Origin of the sequence: Kitasatospora sp. NPDC051170, assembly GCF_044455705.1 — a bacterium.
Lineage (GTDB): Bacteria > Actinomycetota > Actinomycetes > Streptomycetales > Streptomycetaceae > Kitasatospora.
The window spans coordinates 35,445-56,218 of record NZ_JBITFA010000023.1; the positions used below are offsets into that span (position 1 = coordinate 35,445).

Here is a 20,774-nt window from a genome sequence, read left to right on the forward strand (position 1 = left end):
CCGGGGGTGGGCACCCGCCGGGAGGCGGGTGGGGGGTGGATGGTGGGGAACGGTGGTGGAGCTGTGCAACGGAGCGGATGATGCGCGGGTGTTCAGCTGGTGGAAAGGGTGCTGCCCGGGACTTCCGAAGGAGTCCCGGGCAGCACCGTTGTGTTCTACGGGTCAGGGCGTCCTGGGCTTGCGGGCCACGGCGAGGGCGAGGGCGGTGCAGAGGAGGGCGGCGACGGTGGCGAAGCCGCTGATGGCGGGGAGGAGGCCGTAGCGCTGGACGAGGGCGCCGACGATGACGATGGGGAGGGAGCTGCCGAGGTAGACGATGATCCAGAGGGCGGACAGCTCGGAGCCGCGGCGTTCGGGGTTCATGGCGGCCACGGCGGTGGTGAAGAGGGAGCGGAAGGCGACGCCCTGGCAGGCGCCGCCGAGGACGCTGCCGATGAAGAGCAGGGCGGGGGTGCCGGTGTAGCCGGCGGCGACGACGAGGGCGAGGCCGCTGGCGAGGCCGGTCATGCCGAGGGCGATGACCGTGCGGTCGGAGGTCGGGGGGACGAGCAGCTGGGCGGCGGCGGAGGAGCCGAGGAGGAGGGCCGCGACCACGGCGCCGACCAGGTGGGAGGGGGTGTGGAGGAGTTTGGCGGCGAAGGCGGGGGCCAGGCTGAGGTAGACGCCGAAGACCGCGTAGGAGATGAAGCCCGCGGTGGCGGCGAGGAGGAACTCGCGGCGGCCGGTGCGGGGCAGGCGCAGGCGCTGCGGGCGCAGGTGGGCCGGGGTGGTGATGCGCGGCGGGGACGCCGGGGGGCGGTTGCGGCCGGGCATGCGGGGGTGGACCACGGCGAGGGGGATGCAGAGGGAGAGCAGCGCCACGGCGTGGAGGAGGAACGGGGTGATCAGGGGGTCGGAGCCGCCCGCGAGGAGGGCGCCGACGACCGGGCCGAGGGCGACGCCGCCGGCCGAGCAGGCCAGGGTGAGCTTGGCGGCCAGGGTGGGGTGGTCGGGCAGCAGGTCGCCGAGGGCGGCTCCGGCGGCGCCGGTGGAGAGGCCGACGGCCATGCCCTGGATCGCGCGGCCCACGGCGAGCTGCCAGAAGCTGCCGGAGGTGGCGAAGACCACGTCGCCGGCGGCGGCCAGGGCGACGGCGGGCAGGATGAGGGCGCGGCGGCCGAGGTGGTCGGACCAGTGGCCGACGACGGCCAGCACGGGGACCAGGGCGAACACGTAGATCGTGAAGAGGATCGTGGTGTCGAGCGCGGTCAGGTGCAGGCTCTGCTGGAGGAGCGGGTAGATCGGCGTCGCCAGGTTGGCGCCGATCAGCATCAGCAGCAGGGCGGTCGAGACCAGGCCGACGCGGACTCCGCGCATCGCGTTCCAGCGGCTGATCGCGGAGAGCTGGAGCTGGGGCCGGGGCGCGAGCTCCAGGGGAAGCAGGGCCTCCGACAGTCGGCGCCCGTCGAACTGCGCGGTGCGCAGGCCGGGGCCGGCGGGGGAGAGGTCCGCCATGTGAGGGATCTCCTGTGGCAGGGCCCCACCGGGTCGGCGGGGTGTGCCGGCGCACCCGTCCTGAGGCGCTGTGGTGTGGCCGCGGTGCGGGGCTCCCAGGTGGAGCGGATGAGCTGAGGATGTGGGCTTCGTTGCCCGGTGGTCCGTGCGGGGTGTGCGCGGTACCAGATCGAAGGATAAGGGGTGGGCGCACGAAGGCGGCGCGCGCCCCTTCGCGCGCCCCTGGAGCCAGGGCGTCGGGGGTGCCCGACCTATACGCTGAGGCAGTGGACCGGTACGCGGAGTGGATCAGCGGACCGCTGGCTGAGGGAGAGCACACGACGATGGCCGGACGACGTCGGAAGAACGTTGGTGCCGAGACGGGTGAGGGCGCGGCCGCGGAGGCCGTGCTGCCCGCCGACCTGGACCTCCAGGACCTCTACGGGGCGTTCGCCGCGCACGGCCTGGACGACGAGGACCTGGACGACGCGGCCGTGCTCGTCCCGCCCGTGAAGCTGCTCCCCGAGCCGGAGCTGGCCGTCCTCGCGAAGGCCGTCCCCATGTTCGGGTACGCCCTGGCGATGGCCCGCTGGGCCGCCCCGCACCGGGTCGTGGACGCGCTGGGGGACCTGGTCGAGGAGGACCGGGCGCCCGCCGCGCGGCTGCTCGGGCTGGCCCCGGCCGAGGGCGAGGTGCCCGAGGCGGCGGAGATCGAGGCGATGCGCGCCTGGTCGCTGGCCTGCGACCTGGACCTGGTGGAGCTCGGGACGACGGAGGACGGCCGGCACGTCGCCGTCCCCGGCCCGGACCTGGAGCCCGCCGAGCAGGGGGACCCGGACACCGTCCTGGAGCTGTGGCTGACGGCCGCCGGGATCGTCCGGGAGCTGGCGGTGGACGCGGACTCGCTGCCGGAGGAAGGGGAGGAGGGCGACGAGGGGGACGAGGGCGCGCTCGACGAGGTGGAGGAGGCCCGGCAGGCCGCCGCCGAACTGCTCGACGAGGCGCTGCAGGTGCTGTACGAGACCACCGCCTTCGCCGACCCCGGCCAGGAGACCGTGCCGCTGGGCGTGCTCGCCGCCCTGCTGGTGGTGCCGGAGGGCGAGGAGCCGAGCGAGGAGATGCTCGGCGACATCACCGACCTGATGGTCGCCCTGGACCCGATGCTCGCCGACCTCGCCGAGCTGGGCATGCTGGACTACCGGCCGATCGACCCCGAGCTCTTCGACGAGGACGAGGGCGAGGGGCCCGTCGTCGTCGGTGAGGAGCCGCTGGACGAGGAGGAGTCGGCGCGCTTCGGGCTCGTACGGCTGACGCCGCTCGGCCAGTACGGCGTGCGGCAGTGGCTGCTGGAGGACGGCTACGACGCGCCGCTGGTCGGCGACCTCGCCCAGGGCGACGCCGCCGAGCTGCTGCACGCGGTCTGCGAGTCGGTGAACGTGCTGCCGGAGGAGGAGCTCAAGGTCTGGCTGGCCGGGCGGGAGCCGCTGGCGGCGGCCCGCGAGCTGCTGGCGGCCTCGCGCGGCTCCGACGCGTACGCGCCCATGCGCCGGGTGCTGGCGGTCGAGGCCCTGCGGCAGCTGGGGGCCGCGGCCGAGCCGGCGGCCCGGGAGGTCATGGACGACCCCGAGCTGGGCGGGGCGGCCCGGGCCTGGCTGGCCGGGCTCGGGCGGACGGACGTGCCCGCGCCGGAGCGGGCGATGGCGCTGTGGACGGTGATCGACACCTTCGCCGCCCAGCTGCTCGGCGGCGGGGAGGGCGCGATGCGGGAGCTGATCGCCGACCTGCCGGTGGGGGACGAGTCCTCGGGGTGGTTCGCCGAGGTGTGGCGCGTCGACCACCCGTACACGGCGGACGTCCTGGAGGCGATCGGGGAGATGCACCCGGAGCGGGCGGTGGCGAAGGAGGCCCGCAAGGCGGCCTTCAAGGCGCGGTCTCGGCAGTAAAAAAGGCCGTAGGGAGGCGTCGGCGGCGGTAGGGGATCTACGGCAGGTCGAGGGAGCCGCTCTCGGTGAAGGGGAAGAACGGGTTGTGGGCGAGCTCCCACAGGTGCCCGTCCGGGTCCTCGAAGTAGCCGGAGTAGCCGCCCCAGCTGGTCGGCGTCGGCGGCTTGACCACCACGGCGCCGGCCTCGACGGCCGTCTCCAGGGCGGCGTCCACCAGGGCGGGTGACTCCAGGTTCACCGCCAGGGTGACGCCGCGGAAGGCCGGCTCCCCGCCGCCCGGCACGCCCGCGTCGGCGGCCAGTTCGTCGGCGGGGAAGAGGCCGAGGACGGAGTCGGCCGTGCGGAACCAGACGATCTCGGGGCTGGAGGCGGCCGAGCGCTTCCAGCCGAGGCCCTCGTAGAAGCGGGCGCTGCGGTCGAGGTCGGAGACGCCGAGGGTGACGATGCTGATCCGGGCGGGGAAGCTCCGGTCGTTCTGTGCTGTCATGCCGCCCAGGGTAGGGACGGCGGCTGACAACCGGCCGCCTGACACGGTCATGGCGGAGAGCTCGTACCCGTACGGACAGCAGGTGCGTACCGCAACCGAGCTGATGACCCGGCAGCTGCCGGGCACGTATGGTGGCGGGAGCGGGTGCGGACGCGAGGGAACCGGGGGTGCGGCACAGGATGGTGCGGGAGATCGGCGGCAGGCCCCAGGAGTGGAACGCCCGGCGGGCGGAGGCCGGGCCCGGCGCCGGGCCGAGGGGCCTGGACGACCGGCTCGACGAGCAGGAGGAGTTCTCCCGCCACATCCTGGAGCGGGTCGGCTTCCCGGTGTACGGCGTGGTCGGCGGGGCCGCGGACGGCGGCGAGGCGCTGACGGCCTTCGAGACCTGCGGCGGCGAGCTGTGCTGGGTCGAGGTGCAGTGCGGCGACTGGGCCTCCGCCGCCGGACCGTACGTGACGGTGCGCACCTACCGGCCGGGCGCGGACGGCTGCGAGCGGCTGCCCGAGCTGGAGGACGTGGTCGAGGACGAGCGGGACCGGCTGTACGAGCAGGCCGGGATCGACGAGGGCGAGGGGCCCGGCCGCGTCCGGGCGCTGCGCGAGTGGATCACCGTGGACGGCGAGCCGCGCGCGGCGGAGGTGCACGAGGACCGGCCGGTGCTGTGGCCCGGGATGAGCGCCGGGCCGGTGTGGGCCGGGCGGCTGCGCGTCGCCGGGCTGACGGTGACGGTGTGCGGGCGCGGGGTGCCCTCCGGCGGGGTGGAGCTCGCCGGCATCCGGGACTTCGAGCGGCACCTGCGCGGGCGCACCGCCCTGTTGGGCGACCTGGCCTCGCGGCGGGCCCGGTGGGTGCCGGTCGAGGAGCGCGAACTGCCGCCCGTCACCGGGCTGGAGGCGCACCGGGCGCTGATCGCGCAGTCCGTCGCGGAGAGCTCCGCGCTCGAGTCGCAGCTGCGGGCGGGCCGTACGCCCAGGCTTCCGCGGCGCCTGCGCGGGGACGCCGGCGCGGTGCGGTGGGAGGCGGCGGTGCGCCAGCAGATGCGGCTGGCGACGGAGAGCCGCGAGGAGGCGGTGGCGGCGGTGACGGCGATGGTCGAGCACCTCGACCGGCTGTCGCGGCAGACGCACTGGCTGGTCGGCACGGCCGAGGGGGAGGCGGCCGTGGAGGAGGTCGTGCGGTACACGGTGTTCGCCAGCGAGGTGGCGAGCCTGCCCGCGCAGCGGGCCTGGGCGCAGCTGCGCCGGGAGCGGCCGGCGGACGGCGGGGCCGCGGTGTGGGAGGAGCAGCGGATGGCCGAGCAGCTGTGGCTGTCGGCCTGGGAGCAGTGGCGGGTGGGGCGGCGGTAGGCCTACTCGTCCCTGGGCAGCCGGAGTTGGAGCATCGCCAGGAGGCGCTGCTGCGGCTGGGCGAGGTCGATGCCGGTCAACTGCTCGGCGCGGCGCACCCGGTAGCGCAGGGTGTTGGGGTGGATGTGCAGGGCGTCGGCGGCCACCCGGACCTCGCCGAGGGCGTCCAGCCAGGCGAGTACGGACTCGGCGAGCCGGGTGCCGTGGCGGCGGTCGTACGCGGTGAGGGCGGTCAGGCGTGGGTCGCGCAGGCCCGTACGGTCCTGGAGCAGGGCGAGCATCTCGCTGACCAGCACCTCGGCCTGGACGTCGATCAGCGCCGCGACGTCGAGGTCCACCCCGCCGCGGTTCATGGCGTCGAGGATGCGGTCGGCCTGGGCGCGGGAGTCGGGCACCTGGGCGAGGCCCTCGACGGTGGAGCCGATCGCGGCGCGCAGCGGGACGCCGAGGTGGTCCCGGGCGGCCTGGACGACCTCGGCGGCCCAGGCCCGTACGGTGCTCATCGGCAGGCCGGCGGGCAGTTCGGGCAGCAGCACGTACACCCGGGATTCGATCGGGGCGAGCAACGCGGCGCGGTGGCGGGCGGCGGTGTGCACCGAGATCAGGCCGGTGACGTCGGAGCGGTGCAGCGCCTCGGTGGTGTGGGCGCCGTACGCGAGGACGGTGGCCGGGCGGCGCAGGTCCAGGCCGAGGTGGGTGGCGAGGGACTGGGGGCCGGTGGAGCCCTCCAGCAGGCCCGTCAGGAGGGTCTGGGTGAGGCGGACGTCGGCGGACAACTCGCGGCGGCGGCGCACCAGTTGGGCGGCGGCGACGCGGGCGGCGCCGACCAGGGCCTGTTCGGCGTGCGGGGCGAGCGGCCGGGAGCCCTCCTGCACCCAGATGGTGCCGAGCGGCTGCGCCCCGGCCCGGATGCCGATGGCGAGGCGGCGGCGCAGCCCGAGCTCGGGGTGCGGCTCGACGGCGATCGGGGCGTCGGAGGTGCGCAGGTGCTGGAAGATGCCCCACTCGCGGAGCTTGGACAGGTACGGCTCCGGGCCCTGCCAGCCGAGGATGGAGAGCCGGCGCAGGTCGTCGACCTCGTCGGAGTCGGAGGAGCGGGAGTAGGCGAGGACGCGGCTGGAGGTGTCCTCGATGGAGACGATGCCGCTGGTGAGGACGGCGACGGTCTGGGCGAGGGAGAAGAGGTCGCCCGCGTTGGGTTCGGGGGCGCCGGGGGCGTTCGGGGCGTCGGGGCCGGCGATGATCGCGCGGGCGAGGGAGTCGAGGTGCTCCCAGCGGGTCTCGCGGCGTACGGACAGCAGGGCGACGCCCGCCTCGGTGGCGGCCTCGCGCAGGGCGTCGGCCTGGCCGGGGCCGTCGAGCTTGACGGCGACGGCGGCGGCTCCCGCCCGTCCGGCGGCGCGCAGGGCGGGCAGGGCGGCGCGGCCGCGGGCGCCGATGGCGAGGACGAGTTCGCCGGGGGAGGCGGTCGGGGGGTCCTCGGGGTCGAGGATCGCGACGTCGCGTACGGGGACGTCCAGGCCCTGGGGGGCGGCCTGGAGTTCGACGAGGGGTTCGCCCAGGGACATCAGGAGCTGGCGGAGGGGGAGGCCGGGGGTGGTCACGCGGGGCCTCCTTCATCCGCTCGGACAACGGTATGTGGTTGATTTTAGCCGGGCGGACAGAGTTGGGGTCTGCCGAACGTAATTAGTTGACTCTGACTATTCAGGAGTAGATAGTCAGAACTGACCAAGAGATGAGGATGTCTCGTGGCGAAGCGACGCAAGGTGTCGAACCCGTTGGCCCTCGCGGTCCTGGCGGAGCTCATGGCCGAACCGATGCACCCGTACGAGATGGGTCGCCGGCTCAAGGAGCACGCCAAGGACCGCAACATCAAGTACAACCGCAGCTCGCTCTACATGGTCGTCGAGCAGTTGCGGAAGGCCGGATTCGTCGCCGAGCAGGAAACCGTCCGCGACACCCAGCGACCGGAGCGCACCGTCTACGCCCTCACGCCGGAGGGAAGGGTGGAGCTCTTCGACTGGATGCGCGAACTCGTCGCCGAACCGCAGCACGAGTACCCCGCGTTCGGGGTCTCGCTGTCGCTGCTCATGGTGCTCCCGCCGGCCGAGTCCGTGGAGCTCCTCGGGAAGCGGCTGGCCGCCCTGACCGCCGAGGTCGCGGAGACCAGGCAGACGCTGCGCAAGGCGACCGAGGAGGGCGTCGGCTGGCTCTTCCTGATCGAGGAGGAGTACCGGGTCCGCGGACTGGAGACCGAGATCGCCTTCGTCGAACACCTCGTCACCCAACTCCAGGAGCCGGAGTTCGTCCGGACCTGGAACGAGTACTTCGGGAGACTGCAATGACCGCACCGCGCACGTCCAAGAAGGCCCTCGTCATCGGCGGCGGCATCGCCGGCCCCGTGATGGCGCTGGCGCTGCGCAAGGCCGGCATCGAGGCGGAGGTCTTCGAGGCCTACGAGCACTCCGCCGCGGGCATCGGCGGGACCTTCATGCTCGCCCCCAACGGGCTCGGCGCCGTCTCCGCCGTCGGACTCGGGGCGGAGGTCGGCCGGATCGGGCAGCCGGTCGGGCCGATGGTGATCGAGGACGGCAAGGGCGGCACGCTGGCCGAGTTCGCGGGCCTCGCCGACCTGCCGCCCGGGCGGCTGATGCGCCGCGCCGAGATGTACGAGGTGCTGCAGCGCCGGCTGCGCGAGACGGGGATCACCGTGCACTACGGCAAGCGGCTGGTGGACGCCGAGGAGGGCGCGGACGGCATCACCGCGCACTTCGCCGACGGCACCAGCGCCACCGGTGACCTGCTGATCGGCACCGACGGCACCGGGTCGACCGTCCGCACCCTGATCGACCCGGCCGCACCCGCCGCCCGGTACACGGGCCTGCTCGGCGTCGGCGGCTACAGCTCGCACCGGCTGCCCGGGCGCGCCGGGCGCGGCGAGACGGTGCACTTCGCCAACGGCGCCAAGGCGTTCTTCGGCTACTGGGGCCTGGCGGACGGCAGCGGCACCGCCTGGTTCAGCAACATCCCGCAGCCCGAGCCGCTGACCCCCGAGCAGGCCCGCGCCATCGGTCCGGAGGGGTGGCTGCGCCGCTGCCGCGAACTGCACGCCGACGACGTCCCCGCCCGCGACGTGCTGCGCGAGGTCGACGCCGCGACGATCGAGACCTTCCCCCGGCTGGAGATCATGCCGTCCGTCCCGCGCTGGTACCGGGGCCGGATGGTGCTGGTCGGCGACTCGGTGCACGCGCCGTCCAACAGCTCCGGCCAGGGCGTCTCGCTGGCCGTCGAGAGCGCCGTCGAACTCGCCCGCTGCCTGCGCGACCTGCCCGACCACACGGCGGCCTTCGCCGCGTACGAGGCGATGCGCCGGCCCCGGGTGGAGAAGATCGCCGCCGACGCCGCGCGCACCAACAACCAGAAGGCGTCCGGGTCGGTCGCGCGGATGGTGTTCCGGCTGGTCGCGCCCCTCATGGCGCGGACGGTCATGAGCCCGGAGCGGATGCTGCGGCCGGTGCACGGGTACCGGATCGACTGGGAGCGACGGGTGGTTCCTGTGGTTCCTGTGGTTCCCGTGGTTCCCGTGGGTCGCGAGGGTCGCGAGGGGCGCGCCGCTTGAGGGGCGCCGTGATCCCGGCGTGACCGCTTCGTCGGGGCGGACAACGCCGTACGGGGGAATTTAGCTGCCCGGCCAATCAAGTGGGCCACCGGGCAGGAATAGCGTTCGTGCTGTGGCCGACGCGCGACCCGCGTCGGCATCCCCCCTGCACCAACGAAGGAGAGCGTGCGCTCTATGGACGCTGTGACCCAGGTCCCCGCGCCGGTGAACGAGCCGGTCCACAGCTACGCCCCCGGCAGCCCCGAACGGGCTCGCCTGGAGGCCAAGCTGAAGGAGCTGGGCGGCCAGGAGCCGGTCCAGCTGACCATGACGATCAACGGTGAGCGCCGGATGGGCGGCGGCACCGAGATCCACGTCGTCCAGCCGCACAACCACGCGGCTCGGCTCGGCACCCTGCGCAACGCCACCCAGGCCGACGCGCAGGACGCCATCGACTCTGCCCTGGCCGCCGCGCCGGCCTGGCAGGCGCTCTCCTTCGACTCCCGCGCCGCGATCTTCCTCAAGGCCGCCGACCTGCTGGCCGGCCCCTGGCGCGAGACCCTGGCCGCCGCCACCATGCTCGGCCAGTCCAAGACCGCGCAGCAGGCGGAGATCGACACCCCCTGCGAGCTGGTCGACTTCCTGCGCTTCAACGTGCACTTCGCCCGCCAGATCATGGCCGAGCAGCCGATCTCCTCGGACGGCGTGTGGAACCGCAGCGACCACCGCCCGCTCGAGGGCTTCGTCTACGCGATCACCCCGTTCAACTTCACCGCGATCGCCGGCAACCTGCCGACCGCGCCCGCGCTGATGGGCAACGTGGTGCTCTGGAAGCCGTCCCCGACCCAGCAGTTCTCCGCGCACCTGCTCATGCAGCTGCTGGAGGCCGCGGGCCTGCCCAAGGGCGTCATCAACATGGTGACCGGCGACGGCCTGGACGTCTCCGCCGTCGCGCTCAAGCACCCCGCGCTGGCCGGCATCCACTTCACCGGCTCCACCGCCACCTTCCAGCACCTGTGGCGCGAGGTCGGCGACAACATCTCCGGCTACCGCACCTACCCGCGGATCGTCGGCGAGACCGGCGGCAAGGACTTCCTCGTCGCCCACCCGTCCGCCGACCCGGCCGTGCTCAAGACCGCGATGACCCGCGGCGCCTTCGAGTTCCAGGGCCAGAAGTGCTCGGCGCTCTCGCGGGCCTACGTCCCCGCCTCGCTGTGGGCCGGCCTCAAGGACGAGTTCGCCGCCGAGGTCGACGGCCTCACCATGGGCGACGTCTCCGACCTGTCCAACTTCATGTCGGCCGTCATCGACGAGCGCGCCTTCGCCAAGAACAAGGCCGCCATCGACCGCGCCCAGGCCGACTCCTCGGTCGAGGTGCTGGCCGGCGGCACGTACGACGACTCGGTGGGCTACTTCGTCCGCCCGACCGTCCTCGTCTGCCAGGACCCGGCCAGCGAGTACTTCCGTGACGAGTACTTCGGCCCGATCCTCGCCGTGTACGTCTACGAGGACGAGAAGTACGACGAGATGCTGGCCCAGATGGAGTCCGTCTCCGCGTACGGCCTGACCGGTGCGATCATCGCCCAGGACCGCGCGGCCGTGGAGCACGCGATGGAGAAGCTGCGGTACGCCGCGGGCAACTTCTACATCAACGACAAGCCCACCGGCGCCGTCGTCGGCCAGCAGCCCTTCGGCGGCGGCCGGGCCTCCGGGACCAACGACAAGGCCGGCGCCAAGCAGAACCTGGCGCGCTGGACCTCGACCCGCTCGGTCAAGGAGACCTTCGTCCCGCCGACGGACTACCGCTACCCGCACATGGGCTGACCTGCCCCCCCGCGGTCCGTCCAGGACCGCCCGCGACGCCCCGGCCCCGCAGCCGGGGCGTCGCCCCGCCGGGGCGGCGGCCACACCCCCGTTCCGCCGCCCCGGCTCTTCTGCCACCCTTGGAATCACCAGCTCCTGGAGTCACGATGCTCCGTACCGCCCTTCTCGCGGCCTCCCGGTCCTCGCAGGTCCGCACCGTGGTCGAGAAGTTCCCCCTCACCCACGCGATAGTCGACCGCTTCGTCGCCGGTGACGCGATCGAGCCGGCCCTCGCCGCGTACCGGGAGCTCATCGCCACCGGCCGCACGGTCACCTTCGACCACCTCGGCGAGGACACCGTCGACGTCTCGCAGGCCACCGCCACCGCCGACGCCTACCTCGCGCTGCTGAAGGCGCTGGAGGAGAACGGGATCGCCGAGGGCGCCGACGTCTCCATCAAGCTGACCGCCGTGGGCCAGTCGCTGCCCGTCGACGGCGAGAAGATCGCGCTGGAGAACGCCCACCGCATCTGCGAGGCCGCCGCGCGGATCGGCATCACCGCGAGCCTCGACGCCGAAGACCACACCATGACCGACGGCCAGCTCTCCATCGCGCGGGACCTGCGGGTGGACTTCCCGTCCGTCGCCGTCGTCGTGCAGGCGTACCTGCGCCGCGCCGAGGGCGACTGCCGCGACCTCGCCCACGCGGGTTCGCGCGTGCGCCTGTGCAAGGGCGCCTACAAGGAGCCCGAGTCGGTCGCCTTCCAGGGCAAGCACGAGGTCGACCTCGCGTACGTCCGCGCGCTCAAGGTCCTGATGGCCGGCGAGGGCTACCCCCAGGTCGCCTCGCACGACCCCAACATGATCAAGATCGCCGGCCAGCTGGCCCAGTGGAACGGCCGCAAGCGCGACTCCTTCGAGTACCAGATGCTCTACGGCATCCGCCCCGAGGAGCAGCTGCGCCTCGCCTCCGAGGGCAACACCGTGCGCATCTACCTCGCGTACGGCCAGGAGTGGTACGGCTACTTCATGCGCCGCCTCGCCGAGCGCCCGGCCAACCTCACCTTCTTCCTGCGCGCCATGGCCTCCCGGGGCTGACCCGCGACACCCAGGACCGACGGCCCGCACCCTTGACGGAGGGTGCGGGCCGTTTGCCGTGCGGCTAGAGGAACGGCTTGGTGTCGAGCTCGAACTCGAAGGGCGCGGGGAGGGCGAGCGGCTCGCCGAAGGCGGCCAGATGGACCTCGGTGTACTCCTCGCGGTGTGGCTTGCTGAACAGGCTGACCTGCGACTTCTTCCGGTCGACGAGGAGGTAGAGCGGGATGCCGGCACGGGCGTAACAGTGCCGCTTGGTGATGCGGTCGATGTCGGGCTTGCTGGACGTGACCTCGGCGACCATCACCATGCCATCCGGCTCCATCCAAGGCGGAGCACCTTTGAAGAGGCGGAGTTCTTCGGGCGCGAAGGTCGCATCAGGGATCACATGATTCTTCGGGCAGAGACCGCCGCTTACGAGGCGGATGCCTCTGGTGCCGGAGACGCTCATATCGGTCGCTGAACGGCGAGTCACCTGCTTGATGAGGTGGTTGATGCAGTCGTCGTGATCGCCGTCCGGCGGTGGTGCCACGATGATCTCTCCCTCGATGAGCTCGGCCCGGAAGCCTTCGGGGGAGTGCAGGCTCAGGAAGCTCTCCAGCAGGATGTCAGCCTGCGATGGGGAGTCCGTGATCGGTTGCTCATGCGCCACAGCACTCATGATGCCCCTCCTTCAGATGGGCGTCACGCTATTCACTGTTTGAGCCGGGTATGCCGTGTGCGGCGGATCTTCACTCGATGGTGTGGTTTACAGGTAGAGGTGCAGGACGTGGAGGCCGATGTAGCCGTCGGTGGGGTGGTGGAAGGCTTCGGGGACGGTGCCGACGATCTCGAAGCCGACGGACTGGTAGAGCTTGAGGGCGTGGTGGTTGTTGGCGGCGACGGCGTTGAACTGCATGGCGCGGTAGCCCTGGTGGCGGGCCAGGTCGACGGTGTGCTCGAGGAGGGCGCGGCCGATGCCCTTGCCCTGGTGGGTGGGGGCGACCATGTAGTTGCCGCTGGCGACGTGGGAGCCGGGGCCGGGGCGGTTGCGGTGCATGTTGGCGGAGCCCATGACGGTGCCGTCCTCGTCGACGGCGACGACGGTGCGGTTGGGGGCATCGAGCATCCACCATTCCCGGCCCTGCTCGAAGGTCAGGTCGAGGGGGTAGACGAAGGTCTCGCCGGCGGCGGCGATGGTGTGGAAGAAGGGCCAGATGGCGGGCCAGTCCTCGGCGGTGGCCTCGCGGATGTGGATCTTGGGCATCGGGTCAGGATGACCGGGGGAGGGGCCGGGGCGCCAGCGGTTTTTCAGCCGAGCAGGGCCTGGCCGACGTGGTCGGCGATGTGGGCCTGGCCGGTGGCGTTGGGGTGGACGAGGGCGTACCTGAGCGGGATGACGCTGGTGAGCACGCCGTCGAGCCAGTGGTCGGCGTCGCAGACGCTGTGGCCGGTGGAGTCGGGGTAGAGGTCGACGAAGGTGTCGTGGTGGCGGGCGGTCTGTGCGGCGACGACCCCGTTGAGGGGTTCGAGGACGGCGGTGCGGGCCCAGTCGAGGTCGCCGGTGGTGAAGGTGGCGAACTGGAGCGGGTCCCCGTAGCGGCAGAGCGAGGTGTCCTCGGGGACGAGGTGCGGGTAGCCGACCGTGATCATCCGGGCGAACCGGGCCTTGGAGTGCAGCGAGTCGAGCATGGTGCCGTAGTCGCCGTCGAGCCGGTGGAAGCGGTCGGGCAGGCTCGCGTCGTACTTGTCCTTGCAGGGGGTGCCCTGGCCGAGGGTGGCGGCGCCGAGTTCGATGCAGTCCTTGAGGATGCCGCCGAAGCCGAGGTCGTTGCCGCCGATGCCGACGGTGACGACGTCCGCGTCCGGGGAGACGGCGTCGATCTGCGAGGGGACGGGCGGGTAGGGGGCGTCGGGGTCGGTGCCGAGCGGTGGGAGGGGGCGGCCCATGGGGGTCTGCTTGGTGGCGTACACATTCTGGGTGGTGGCGCCGCTGCAGCTGACGTTGCGCAGGTCGACCAGGGAGCCGAGGTCGCGGCGGAGCACCTCGGGGTAGGAGAGCGCGGTGCGGGCGCAGCCGTCCCGGGGGTCGGTCAGGCGGCCGGTGGCCTCGATGAGGCCTGCGGTGTACGAGTCGCCGAGGGCGGCCCAGCGCAGTGCGGCGGGGCGCGGGGTCGGCTTGACGGCCGCCTGGGCGCCGGTGGGGGAGAGCAGGCCGGCGGCGAGCGCGGCGGCGGAGCCGGCGACGGCGAGGCGGGACAGGAAGCGTGGCACGGTCTCTCCTCCAATGGGTGCGGGGGAGAGCGCGATGTCACCCCCTGGGAGTCAGATCGAGCCGTTGAGGGGACGGCTTGAGATCCCGGGAGGGTGAAATCGTGGGGGTGAGGTTGCCGCGCTACCGGCCTTGCAGGAGGGCGGCGGAGGGCTCGATCATGCCCCGGGCGGTCTTGGCGTCGACGAACTCGCCCAGGGCTGTCATCTCCCACTCGCCGGAGGGGCGGCGCACCAGCTTGCACATCACCACGCCGGTGTGGGCCTCGGAGTGGGTGAGGTCGAAGCGGACGAGCTCCTCCTCGGTACGGACGTCGACCAGGCGGCAGTAGGCGTTGCGGACCTCGGTGAACCGCTGGCCGGAGAAGGAGTTGACGACGAAGACGAGGGCGTGGACCTCCTCGGGCAGGCCCTCCAGGTGGACGGTGATCGACTCGTCGTCGCCGCCGTCACCGCCGACCAGGTTGTCGCCGGAGTGGGCGACGGCGCCGTTGAAGATGGTCAGCTTCATGAACCAGGCCGTCTCCAGCCGCTTGTGGCGGGCGTCGAAGGCGAGGCAGGAGGCGTCCAGGTCGATCTCGCGGCCGCGGGCCGCGGACTCCCAGCCGAGGGCCATGCGGACGGAGGAGAGGTAGGGGCGGCCGTTCTTCACCAGGGAGACGGAGCCGCCCTTGACCAGGCTGACGCGGCCCTTGTCGAGGGTGACCTTCGGGCGCCCGGCGGCCGCGGGGGCCGGGGCGGGCGCGGGCGCGGCGTACTCGACGCGCGGGTCGTAGGCGGGGGCGGGCGGTACGGGCGGCGGCGGGGGAGCGAGCGGGAGGTGGACGGTGGGCGCGCTCACGGGGCTTGCCGGGAAGGGGAGTTGGACGGTGGGGTTGCTCGGGTCGAGGGGCTCGGCTGCGGCAGCGGCGGTTGCGCTGGCGGCTCCGGCGGTTTCGGCGGCTCCGGTGGAGGAGTCCTCGACGGTGACGCCGAAGTCGGTGGCGATGCCCGCCAGACCGTCCGCGTAGCCCTGGCCGACGGCGCGCACCTTCCAGGAGCCGCCCCGGCGGTAGACCTCGACCACGATCAGCGCGGTCTCCAGCCCGAGCCGCGCGGGGGTGAAGGTGACCAGGACGTCGCCGGTGTCGGCGTCGCGGACGGTCGCGGTGGGCTCGATCCCGGCGAAGGTGGAGGTCTGGTCGGCGGGGCTGGCGGTGACCACGATCTTGCTGATGGCGTTCGGGACGGCCGGGGTGTCCACGGTGATCGTGTCCGGGGCGCCGGAGCCGGCCGGGCGCAGGGTCACGCCGGGGCCCTGCGGGGCGTTGAAGAAGACGAAGTCCTGGTCGGAGCGGACCTTGCCGTTGTCGGTGAGCAGCAGGGCGGAGACGTCCAGCGCCCTGGGAGCGGTGACCTCGACGGTCACCCGCGGGGCGGTCAGCGGGGCGTTGCCACCCGGGGACAGGACGGTGGGCACGGACTCCTCCTCAGGTGCTGGGCGGCGGCCCGGCCGGGGGCGTTCGGGGCGCCGGGCCGGGTGCTGCCCACAGTAACGAACGGGTGCGGCGGGACGAGCCCGGTCGGCGGGCGGCGGGGTGGGGGTCCGTCAGGGGGTGGTGGTGGGGGCCTTCGGGAGTGTCGGTGTCGTGGCCGTCGTGGTCGTCGTGGTCGCCGCAGGGGCCTTCGGGGCGGGCCGGAGTACGGGCGGGGGCGCCGGGGAGGGCGTGGATGAGGGCGTGGGCGAGGGCGCGGGCGGCGGCGCGGGGAAGGCGCCGAGGGTGGCGACCGCGTGGGGGTGGTCGATACCGAAGGCGGCGGCGCTCCAGCTCTCGGCGGGGGTGACGCCGACCGGGCGGGCGCCGGAGACGCCGAAGCCGTAGCGGCCGGGCCTGACGTCCGTGCCGGGCGGGGTGGTGAAGCGGTAGACCAGGGTGCCGCGCTCCTGCAGGACGGTGACCTCGGCGCCGGGCAGGTCCGTCCAGGCGGAGTCGGTGCCGGGGGCGGAGGTGCCGGGGGCGAGGCGGAACTCGACCTGCAGGGCGGTGACGGGCTCGATGACGGTGAGGTCGAGGCGGTGGCGCAGGCCGTCCGGGCCGAGCGGGGTGCGCTGGGCGCTGCCGACGAGGAGCGGGGTCTCGGCGGCGTCGTCACCGGAGGCTTCGGGGGTCTGCGGAGGCTGCGGGGACTGCGGGGACTGCGGGGAGGCTTTCGCGGCCGTCACGTCGCCGTCGCCGTCCCCGTCGCCGCCGGGCGGGGGAACGGGAGCGGGAGCGGGTTCAGGGGCGGGGCCCGGCACCGGGAGGTGGGGGGAGATCGGGCGCGGGCCGGTGATGTGGGGGGACGGTCCGGCGCTCGGGGTGTCGGTGGTGCCCGCTGCGCCCGCCGTGCCGGAGGCCGGGGCCGAGGGGGTGCCGGACGGTCCGGAGGCCGCGGAGGCCGCGGAGGGCGAGGCGTCGTGGTCGGTGGTCTCGCCGCCGTGCGCGGGCACGCTCGGGGACGGGACCTGGGGGCCTTGGCGGCCGGCGGCCGTGGTGCCGTCGTTCCCCCGCCTGGGCCCGCGATCGTGCTGGTGGGAGGGGCGCCCGGAGGCGTGGTCGGCGCTCGGGGTCTGCCCGGCGGCCGCCTCCGTCTGCTCGTCCGCCGTGGGTGTGGCCGGCGGCGTGGTGCCGATCCGGGCGACTCCGGCGCGGCGGCCGACGCCCTGCTGCTCGTTCAGGAGCAGGGTCGTGGCGATGCTGATCCCGACCACGGTGGACATCGCCATCGCGGCGCCGGAGAAGCGGAGCGTGGGGAGGCGGAACCGGCCGCCGAACGGGCGCGGGCGGCCGTGTCTGCCGTGCCGTTCGGGCTCGTGCCGTACGTCCCGCGCGGTGTCCTCGCGTACCGCCAACGGACCCATCCCTCCCCGAAGCCGCCGTCGCGTCGCAGTATTCTCCCACGCACCTCGAGGCGCCCCGGCCCGCGCAGGGAGGGGGCGAGCCTACCAGCGGGCGGTCGACCTGTGGACGTTTCCGATCCACTTCGTGGACACTCGTTCGACAGCCGGGAGTTGACGGTCCGTCCGGTGATTTCGGTAAGGGCTGCGGGGCTCGAAGGGGGGTTATTGCAACCTCTTTGCAACCCTTGCCGCCGGGCGGCGGGTGACGCACGCTGGGAGGCATCCCGAGCCGTCCCGGAGAGATCGTCATGCCGCCCGACCCGCTGTCCGCAGCCTCCAGTGCGCCCCTCGCCGCTACCCCCACGGGCGGCGATGGGGACGGCTCCACCGCCGCTCCGGCGGCGGTGGAGGAGGTGCTGATGCTGAGGATCTCGCTCGGCGAGGAGGTCATCGGCGAGGTGCGCACCCGGTTCCGATTCGACGCCGCCCGCCCGTACGAGGTGCTGCTGACCTTCCACCTCGGCCGCCCGGACGAGGCCGACTGGGTGTTCTCCCGCGACCTGCTGCGCGAGGGCCTGTGCACCCTGAGCGGCCAGGGCGACGTCAAACTGTGGCCCGCCTACTGCCCCTGCCACGGCTCGACGCTGCACCTGGCGCTCGAATCCCCGCACGGCAGCGCCCTGTTGGAGGTCTCCAAGCCCCGGGTCCAGGCGTGGCTGGACCGCACCTACGCGCTCGTCTCCGTCGACCAGGAGCACGACTGCGGGCCCACCGACGCCCAGCTCGCCGAACTGCTCGCGGGAGGCTGCTGAGTCGGGCCGTCCCCGGGCGGGCGCGGCTGTGGGACGGCTGCCGGGACCGCGCCCGGCAGCCGGGCCGTGCCCGCGGCGAGGGCGGCCCGCAGATGCCGCACCGCCGGAGCGGTGGAGGCGGGCAGGAGGTCGTACGGGTCCTCCGGTCCGTCCACCGTGACCAGCACCGACTCGGCGAACCGGTACGGACGGTGGGCCAGCAGCCCGCCCAGGTAGCGGCGCAGCCGGGACAGTTCGGCGCGCACCGTCACCGTGCGGGCGCGGTCGCCGAACAGCGCCTCGGCGAGCTGCGCCGCCGTGCTGCCCTCGCGGGCGGTGGCGAGCAGGAGCAGCAGCTCGGCGTGGCGCGGGCTGAGCGGGTGCGACCAGCTGTCGGCGGCGCCCTGGACGGAGAGTTCGGGGCGCTCGGGGCGGCGCAGGTCCAGCCGTAGCCGGGCGCCCTCGGCCCGTTCGGTGCTCAGCTCGCCGTGGCCGTCCTCGCCGGGGACGCCGACCGGGCGCACCAGCCAGCCGTCCGCGAGGGGCTCCAGGACGCACTCGCCGAGGCCCGGCACCCAGTGCAGTGCGGCGGGGGCCCAGCCGTTGGCGGGGATCCGGAGCCGTTCGGGCGCGGGCATGCCGGCGGCGGCGGCCGTCCAGCCGGCCGCGTCCACCACGAGGGCCGGTCCGCCGACCCGGGCCAGCAGGGGCGCGGCGAGGGTGCGCAGCTGGTGCAGGGCCTCCATGCGGTGGGCGCGCAGTTCGGTCTCGGCGAGGCGGGCGGCGGTGGCGGTGAGCTGCAGCAGGTACGGGCGGACGTTGTGGGCCGGGCCGCTCAGGTTGATCGCGCCGACGAGGCGGCCGGTGCCCGGGTCGTGGACGGGGGCGGCGACGCAGGTCCAGGCGTGGTGGCTGCGCAGGTAGTGCTCGGAGGAGTGGACCTGCATGGGGCGGCGGGCGCGCAGGGTGACGGCGATGCCGTTGGTGCCGACGCTCTCCTCCGTCCAGCGGGCGCCCGTCAGGAAGCCGATCCGTTCGGCGCTGCGGCGCAGGCCGCGTTCGCCCTCCTGCCACAGGACGTGGCCCTCGGCGTCGGCGATCGCGAGGAGCAGCGGGGCCTGGGCGACGGGGGTGAGGAGGGTGTCGCGCAGGACGGGCATGACGGTGGTCAGGCCGCTGGTGCGTCGGCGCCGCTCGAGCTCGGCGGGGCCGAGCTGGACGGCGGCGGCGCCGGTGTCGGGGTCGAGGCCGAGGCGGCGCAGCCGGGCCCAGGAGTCGCCGATCTCGGGGCGGGGCTGGAGGAGGGCGGGCTCGGCGGGCGCCGTGAGGTCGGCGAGGGGTTCGGTGAGGGTGTGCTCGTGGACCTTGGCGAGCTCTGCGGTGGTTGCCGTGGCAGGTGGGGTACGGCGCTCGGGCCGTCGGGACTGGCGTCCGGTCTGCCGCACGCGCATCGCTCCTCGCGGGGGTCGAGGGCGCGCCGGGGTGGCGCGCTGACGAAAGAGTACGGGGGAGGTGGGGCTGTGGGGATGGGGTCCGGCAAGTCGGGGTGGTCGCCGGGTGGGGGTGGTGCGGGCGCGCGGGCTCCGGCCCGTGCGCCCCGTCAGTGGTGGTGCCCGGGGGTGTACTGCGCGGCTTCGACCGTGTGGTGGAGGTCGGCGGTGGCCTCGAGGGTGGCGGCGGTGGTGAGGGTGAGGCAGGCGGCCAGGGCGAGGGTGGTGGCGCGGTGGCGCGGGGTGGGGCGCGGGGTGGGACGGGGGTGCAGGAGGGCGGCGACGCGGCGGGGGACCGGGCCGGAGTGGGCGGCGGGTGCGAGGCGGGGGCGGGCGGGCCAGGGGGCGCGGCTGGCGGCGAGGGCGGCGCGGCCGACGGCGCGGGCGGTGACGGTGCGGTCGCCGACGTGGGTGGCGGCGGACTCGTCTGCCCAGCGTTCCAGGTGGTAGCCGAGGGGGGAGCGCAGGGTGCGCAGGGCCGGGTGGAGGTCGGCGGCGTGTTCGGCGAGGGCGAGGTAGAGGTGGTGGCGGGCGGTGAGGTGGGCGCGTTCGTGGGCGAGGAGGGCGGCGCGTTCGGGGCCGTCGAGGGCGCGCAGCATGCCGGAGGTGACGACGATGCGGCCGGTTTCGTGGAGGTGGCCGGGGAGGGCGAAGGCGTCGGCGCGCTCGTCGTCGAGGACGGTGAGCGGGGGTTCGCCCGGCTGGAGGAGGGAGGCGAGGAGGCCTCGGGGGGAGCGCGGCGGGCGCACGGGGGCGTGCGGGGGGAGCGCGGCGCGGGCGGCGCGTAGTTCGCGTCGGCGTCGGCGGGCGGTGCGGACGGCGAGGGCGGTGAGGACGAGCAGGGCGACTCCGGCCGCGGCGGCGGCGAAGGGGGCGTCCGGCGCGGCGGCGGTGAGCCAGGGCAGGGAGAGGTGGCCGACCGCGGCGACCGGGGGCAGCTGGAGGAGCCCGGCCACGGCCAGCAGGCCGAGGGAGCAGAGGGTGCCGACGGCGAGGACGGCCGTGGTGCCCGCGAGGGTCAGGGCCGCGGCGCGGGGCGGAAGGGCGTCGGCGAGGCGGCGGGCGAGAGGGGCGGCCAGGAAGGGCAGGAGGAGCGGGGCCCAGACGGCGAGCATCATGGGGCGCCCGCCGACCCTGGCCCGCCGTCGCCCAGGAGGTCGCGCAGGAGCTGCTCGTCCTCGGCGGAGAGGTCGGAGACGAAGCGGGCGAGCACGGTGGAGCGGTCGGCCTCGCGGCCGAGCTCGGTGTGCATGCGCCGGGCGGCGAGGCCGGCCGGGTCCTGGACGGTGGGGGTGTAGGCGTAGGCGCGGCCCGCGCGGGTGCGCTCGACGGTCCCCTTGTCGTGGAGCCGGGCGAGGATCGTGGCGATGGTCGTGCGGGCGAGGTCCCCGCCGAGGGCCGCCTGCACGTCCTGCGGGGTCATCGGCTGTCTCGCCGACCAGAGCGCGGCCAGCACCTCGGCCTCCAGCTCACCGGCGGGGCGGCGGGCGGACGGTACGTCGGACATGGCGGCGCTTCCTCCAGGTATCGTCTACAGTCTTGTAGACCGTCTACGCGATTGTAGACGGCCGGGGCGGGCCCGTCTCCGGGTCGCCCTCCAACGTACGGGAGGTCCACCGCTCTCGGGCCGTGTCGGGGC

At 74.1% G+C, this 20,774-nt stretch carries 18 protein-coding genes; 7 read left to right on the forward strand and 11 right to left on the reverse strand.

Going from position 1 to position 20,774, the window contains the following annotated elements:
- Window positions 1–162: 162 nt before the first annotated feature.
- Window positions 163–1,494, reverse strand: coding sequence for an MFS transporter (locus tag ACIBCA_RS34120; protein WP_396286977.1), 1,332 nt, complete (start codon window positions 1,492–1,494; stop codon window positions 163–165).
- A gap of 323 nt (window positions 1,495–1,817) precedes the next feature.
- Here ACIBCA_RS34120 and ACIBCA_RS34125 point away from each other — a divergent pair, with 323 nt between their 5' ends.
- Window positions 1,818–3,416: a hypothetical protein gene (locus ACIBCA_RS34125; protein WP_396286978.1), complete on the forward strand. Its 1,599-nt coding sequence runs from the start codon at window positions 1,818–1,820 to the stop codon at window positions 3,414–3,416.
- Window positions 3,417–3,453: 37 nt separating this feature from the next.
- On the opposite strand, the gene ACIBCA_RS34130 is transcribed toward ACIBCA_RS34125, so the two are convergent.
- Window positions 3,454–3,903 carry a VOC family protein gene (locus tag ACIBCA_RS34130; protein WP_396286980.1) on the reverse strand — a complete coding sequence of 150 codons (450 nt, stop codon included), beginning with the start codon at window positions 3,901–3,903 and terminating at the stop codon, window positions 3,454–3,456.
- A gap of 167 nt (window positions 3,904–4,070) precedes the next feature.
- Here ACIBCA_RS34130 and ACIBCA_RS34135 point away from each other — a divergent pair, with 167 nt between their 5' ends.
- Window positions 4,071–5,249: a hypothetical protein gene (locus tag ACIBCA_RS34135; RefSeq protein ID WP_396286981.1), complete on the forward strand. Its 1,179-nt coding sequence runs from the start codon at window positions 4,071–4,073 to the stop codon at window positions 5,247–5,249.
- 2 nt (window positions 5,250–5,251) lie between these two features.
- Here the strand turns inward: ACIBCA_RS34135 and ACIBCA_RS34140 are convergent, their stop codons facing one another.
- On the reverse strand, window positions 5,252–6,853 hold the full coding sequence (locus ACIBCA_RS34140; RefSeq protein WP_396286982.1) for a PucR family transcriptional regulator: 1,602 nt from the start codon (window positions 6,851–6,853) through the stop codon (window positions 5,252–5,254).
- A 144-nt stretch (window positions 6,854–6,997) separates the two neighbouring features.
- Between ACIBCA_RS34140 and ACIBCA_RS34145 the strand changes: the two genes are divergently transcribed.
- From ACIBCA_RS34145 to ACIBCA_RS34160, 4 genes are all read left to right on the forward strand, one after another.
- Complete coding sequence (locus ACIBCA_RS34145) at window positions 6,998–7,594, forward strand: PadR family transcriptional regulator (RefSeq protein ID WP_396286983.1); 597 nt, start codon at window positions 6,998–7,000, stop codon at window positions 7,592–7,594.
- Window positions 7,591–8,868: an FAD-dependent oxidoreductase gene (locus tag ACIBCA_RS34150; protein WP_396286984.1), complete on the forward strand. Its 1,278-nt coding sequence runs from the start codon at window positions 7,591–7,593 to the stop codon at window positions 8,866–8,868. The genes ACIBCA_RS34145 and ACIBCA_RS34150 overlap by 4 nt, the downstream gene beginning before the upstream one ends.
- Window positions 8,869–9,042: 174 nt before the next feature.
- Window positions 9,043–10,671, forward strand: coding sequence for an L-glutamate gamma-semialdehyde dehydrogenase (pruA, locus tag ACIBCA_RS34155; protein WP_396286985.1), 1,629 nt, complete (start codon window positions 9,043–9,045; stop codon window positions 10,669–10,671).
- Between the two features lie 146 nt (window positions 10,672–10,817).
- Window positions 10,818–11,747, forward strand: coding sequence for a proline dehydrogenase family protein (locus tag ACIBCA_RS34160; RefSeq protein ID WP_396286986.1), 930 nt, complete (start codon window positions 10,818–10,820; stop codon window positions 11,745–11,747).
- 64 nt (window positions 11,748–11,811) lie between these two features.
- On the opposite strand, the gene ACIBCA_RS34165 is transcribed toward ACIBCA_RS34160, so the two are convergent.
- The 5 genes from ACIBCA_RS34165 to ACIBCA_RS34185 form a co-directional block, all read right to left on the reverse strand.
- Complete coding sequence (locus ACIBCA_RS34165) at window positions 11,812–12,405, reverse strand: Uma2 family endonuclease (protein ID WP_396286987.1); 594 nt, start codon at window positions 12,403–12,405, stop codon at window positions 11,812–11,814.
- An 87-nt stretch (window positions 12,406–12,492) separates the two neighbouring features.
- The gene (locus tag ACIBCA_RS34170) at window positions 12,493–12,981 is read right to left on the reverse strand and encodes a GNAT family N-acetyltransferase (protein WP_396287041.1); all 489 of its coding nucleotides are present in this window, start codon (window positions 12,979–12,981) and stop codon (window positions 12,493–12,495) included.
- A gap of 53 nt (window positions 12,982–13,034) precedes the next feature.
- Complete coding sequence (locus ACIBCA_RS34175; protein ID WP_396286988.1) at window positions 13,035–13,997, reverse strand: SGNH/GDSL hydrolase family protein; 963 nt, start codon at window positions 13,995–13,997, stop codon at window positions 13,035–13,037.
- A 121-nt stretch (window positions 13,998–14,118) separates the two neighbouring features.
- On the reverse strand, window positions 14,119–15,441 hold the full coding sequence (locus ACIBCA_RS34180; RefSeq protein ID WP_396287043.1) for a TerD family protein: 1,323 nt from the start codon (window positions 15,439–15,441) through the stop codon (window positions 14,119–14,121).
- A gap of 141 nt (window positions 15,442–15,582) precedes the next feature.
- On the reverse strand, window positions 15,583–16,866 hold the full coding sequence (locus tag ACIBCA_RS34185) for a hypothetical protein (protein ID WP_396286989.1): 1,284 nt from the start codon (window positions 16,864–16,866) through the stop codon (window positions 15,583–15,585).
- A 296-nt stretch (window positions 16,867–17,162) separates the two neighbouring features.
- On the opposite strand from ACIBCA_RS34185, the gene ACIBCA_RS34190 reads away from it, so the two are divergent.
- On the forward strand, window positions 17,163–17,666 hold the full coding sequence (locus ACIBCA_RS34190; protein ID WP_396286991.1) for an SsgA family sporulation/cell division regulator: 504 nt from the start codon (window positions 17,163–17,165) through the stop codon (window positions 17,664–17,666).
- Here ACIBCA_RS34190 and ACIBCA_RS34195 read toward each other — a convergent pair.
- The 3 genes from ACIBCA_RS34195 to ACIBCA_RS34205 form a co-directional block, all read right to left on the reverse strand.
- Window positions 17,582–19,096: a GAF domain-containing protein gene (locus tag ACIBCA_RS34195; protein ID WP_396286992.1), complete on the reverse strand. Its 1,515-nt coding sequence runs from the start codon at window positions 19,094–19,096 to the stop codon at window positions 17,582–17,584. The two genes, ACIBCA_RS34190 and ACIBCA_RS34195, sit on opposite strands and share 85 nt — an antisense overlap.
- Window positions 19,097–19,245: 149 nt before the next feature.
- Window positions 19,246–20,253 (reverse strand): M56 family metallopeptidase, encoded by a 1,008-nt coding sequence (locus ACIBCA_RS34200; RefSeq protein ID WP_396286993.1) that lies wholly within the window; start codon window positions 20,251–20,253, stop codon window positions 19,246–19,248.
- Window positions 20,250–20,642 (reverse strand): BlaI/MecI/CopY family transcriptional regulator, encoded by a 393-nt coding sequence (locus ACIBCA_RS34205; protein WP_396286994.1) that lies wholly within the window; start codon window positions 20,640–20,642, stop codon window positions 20,250–20,252. Before ACIBCA_RS34205 ends, ACIBCA_RS34200 begins: the two co-directional genes overlap by 4 nt.
- Window positions 20,643–20,774: the final 132 nt, after the last annotated feature.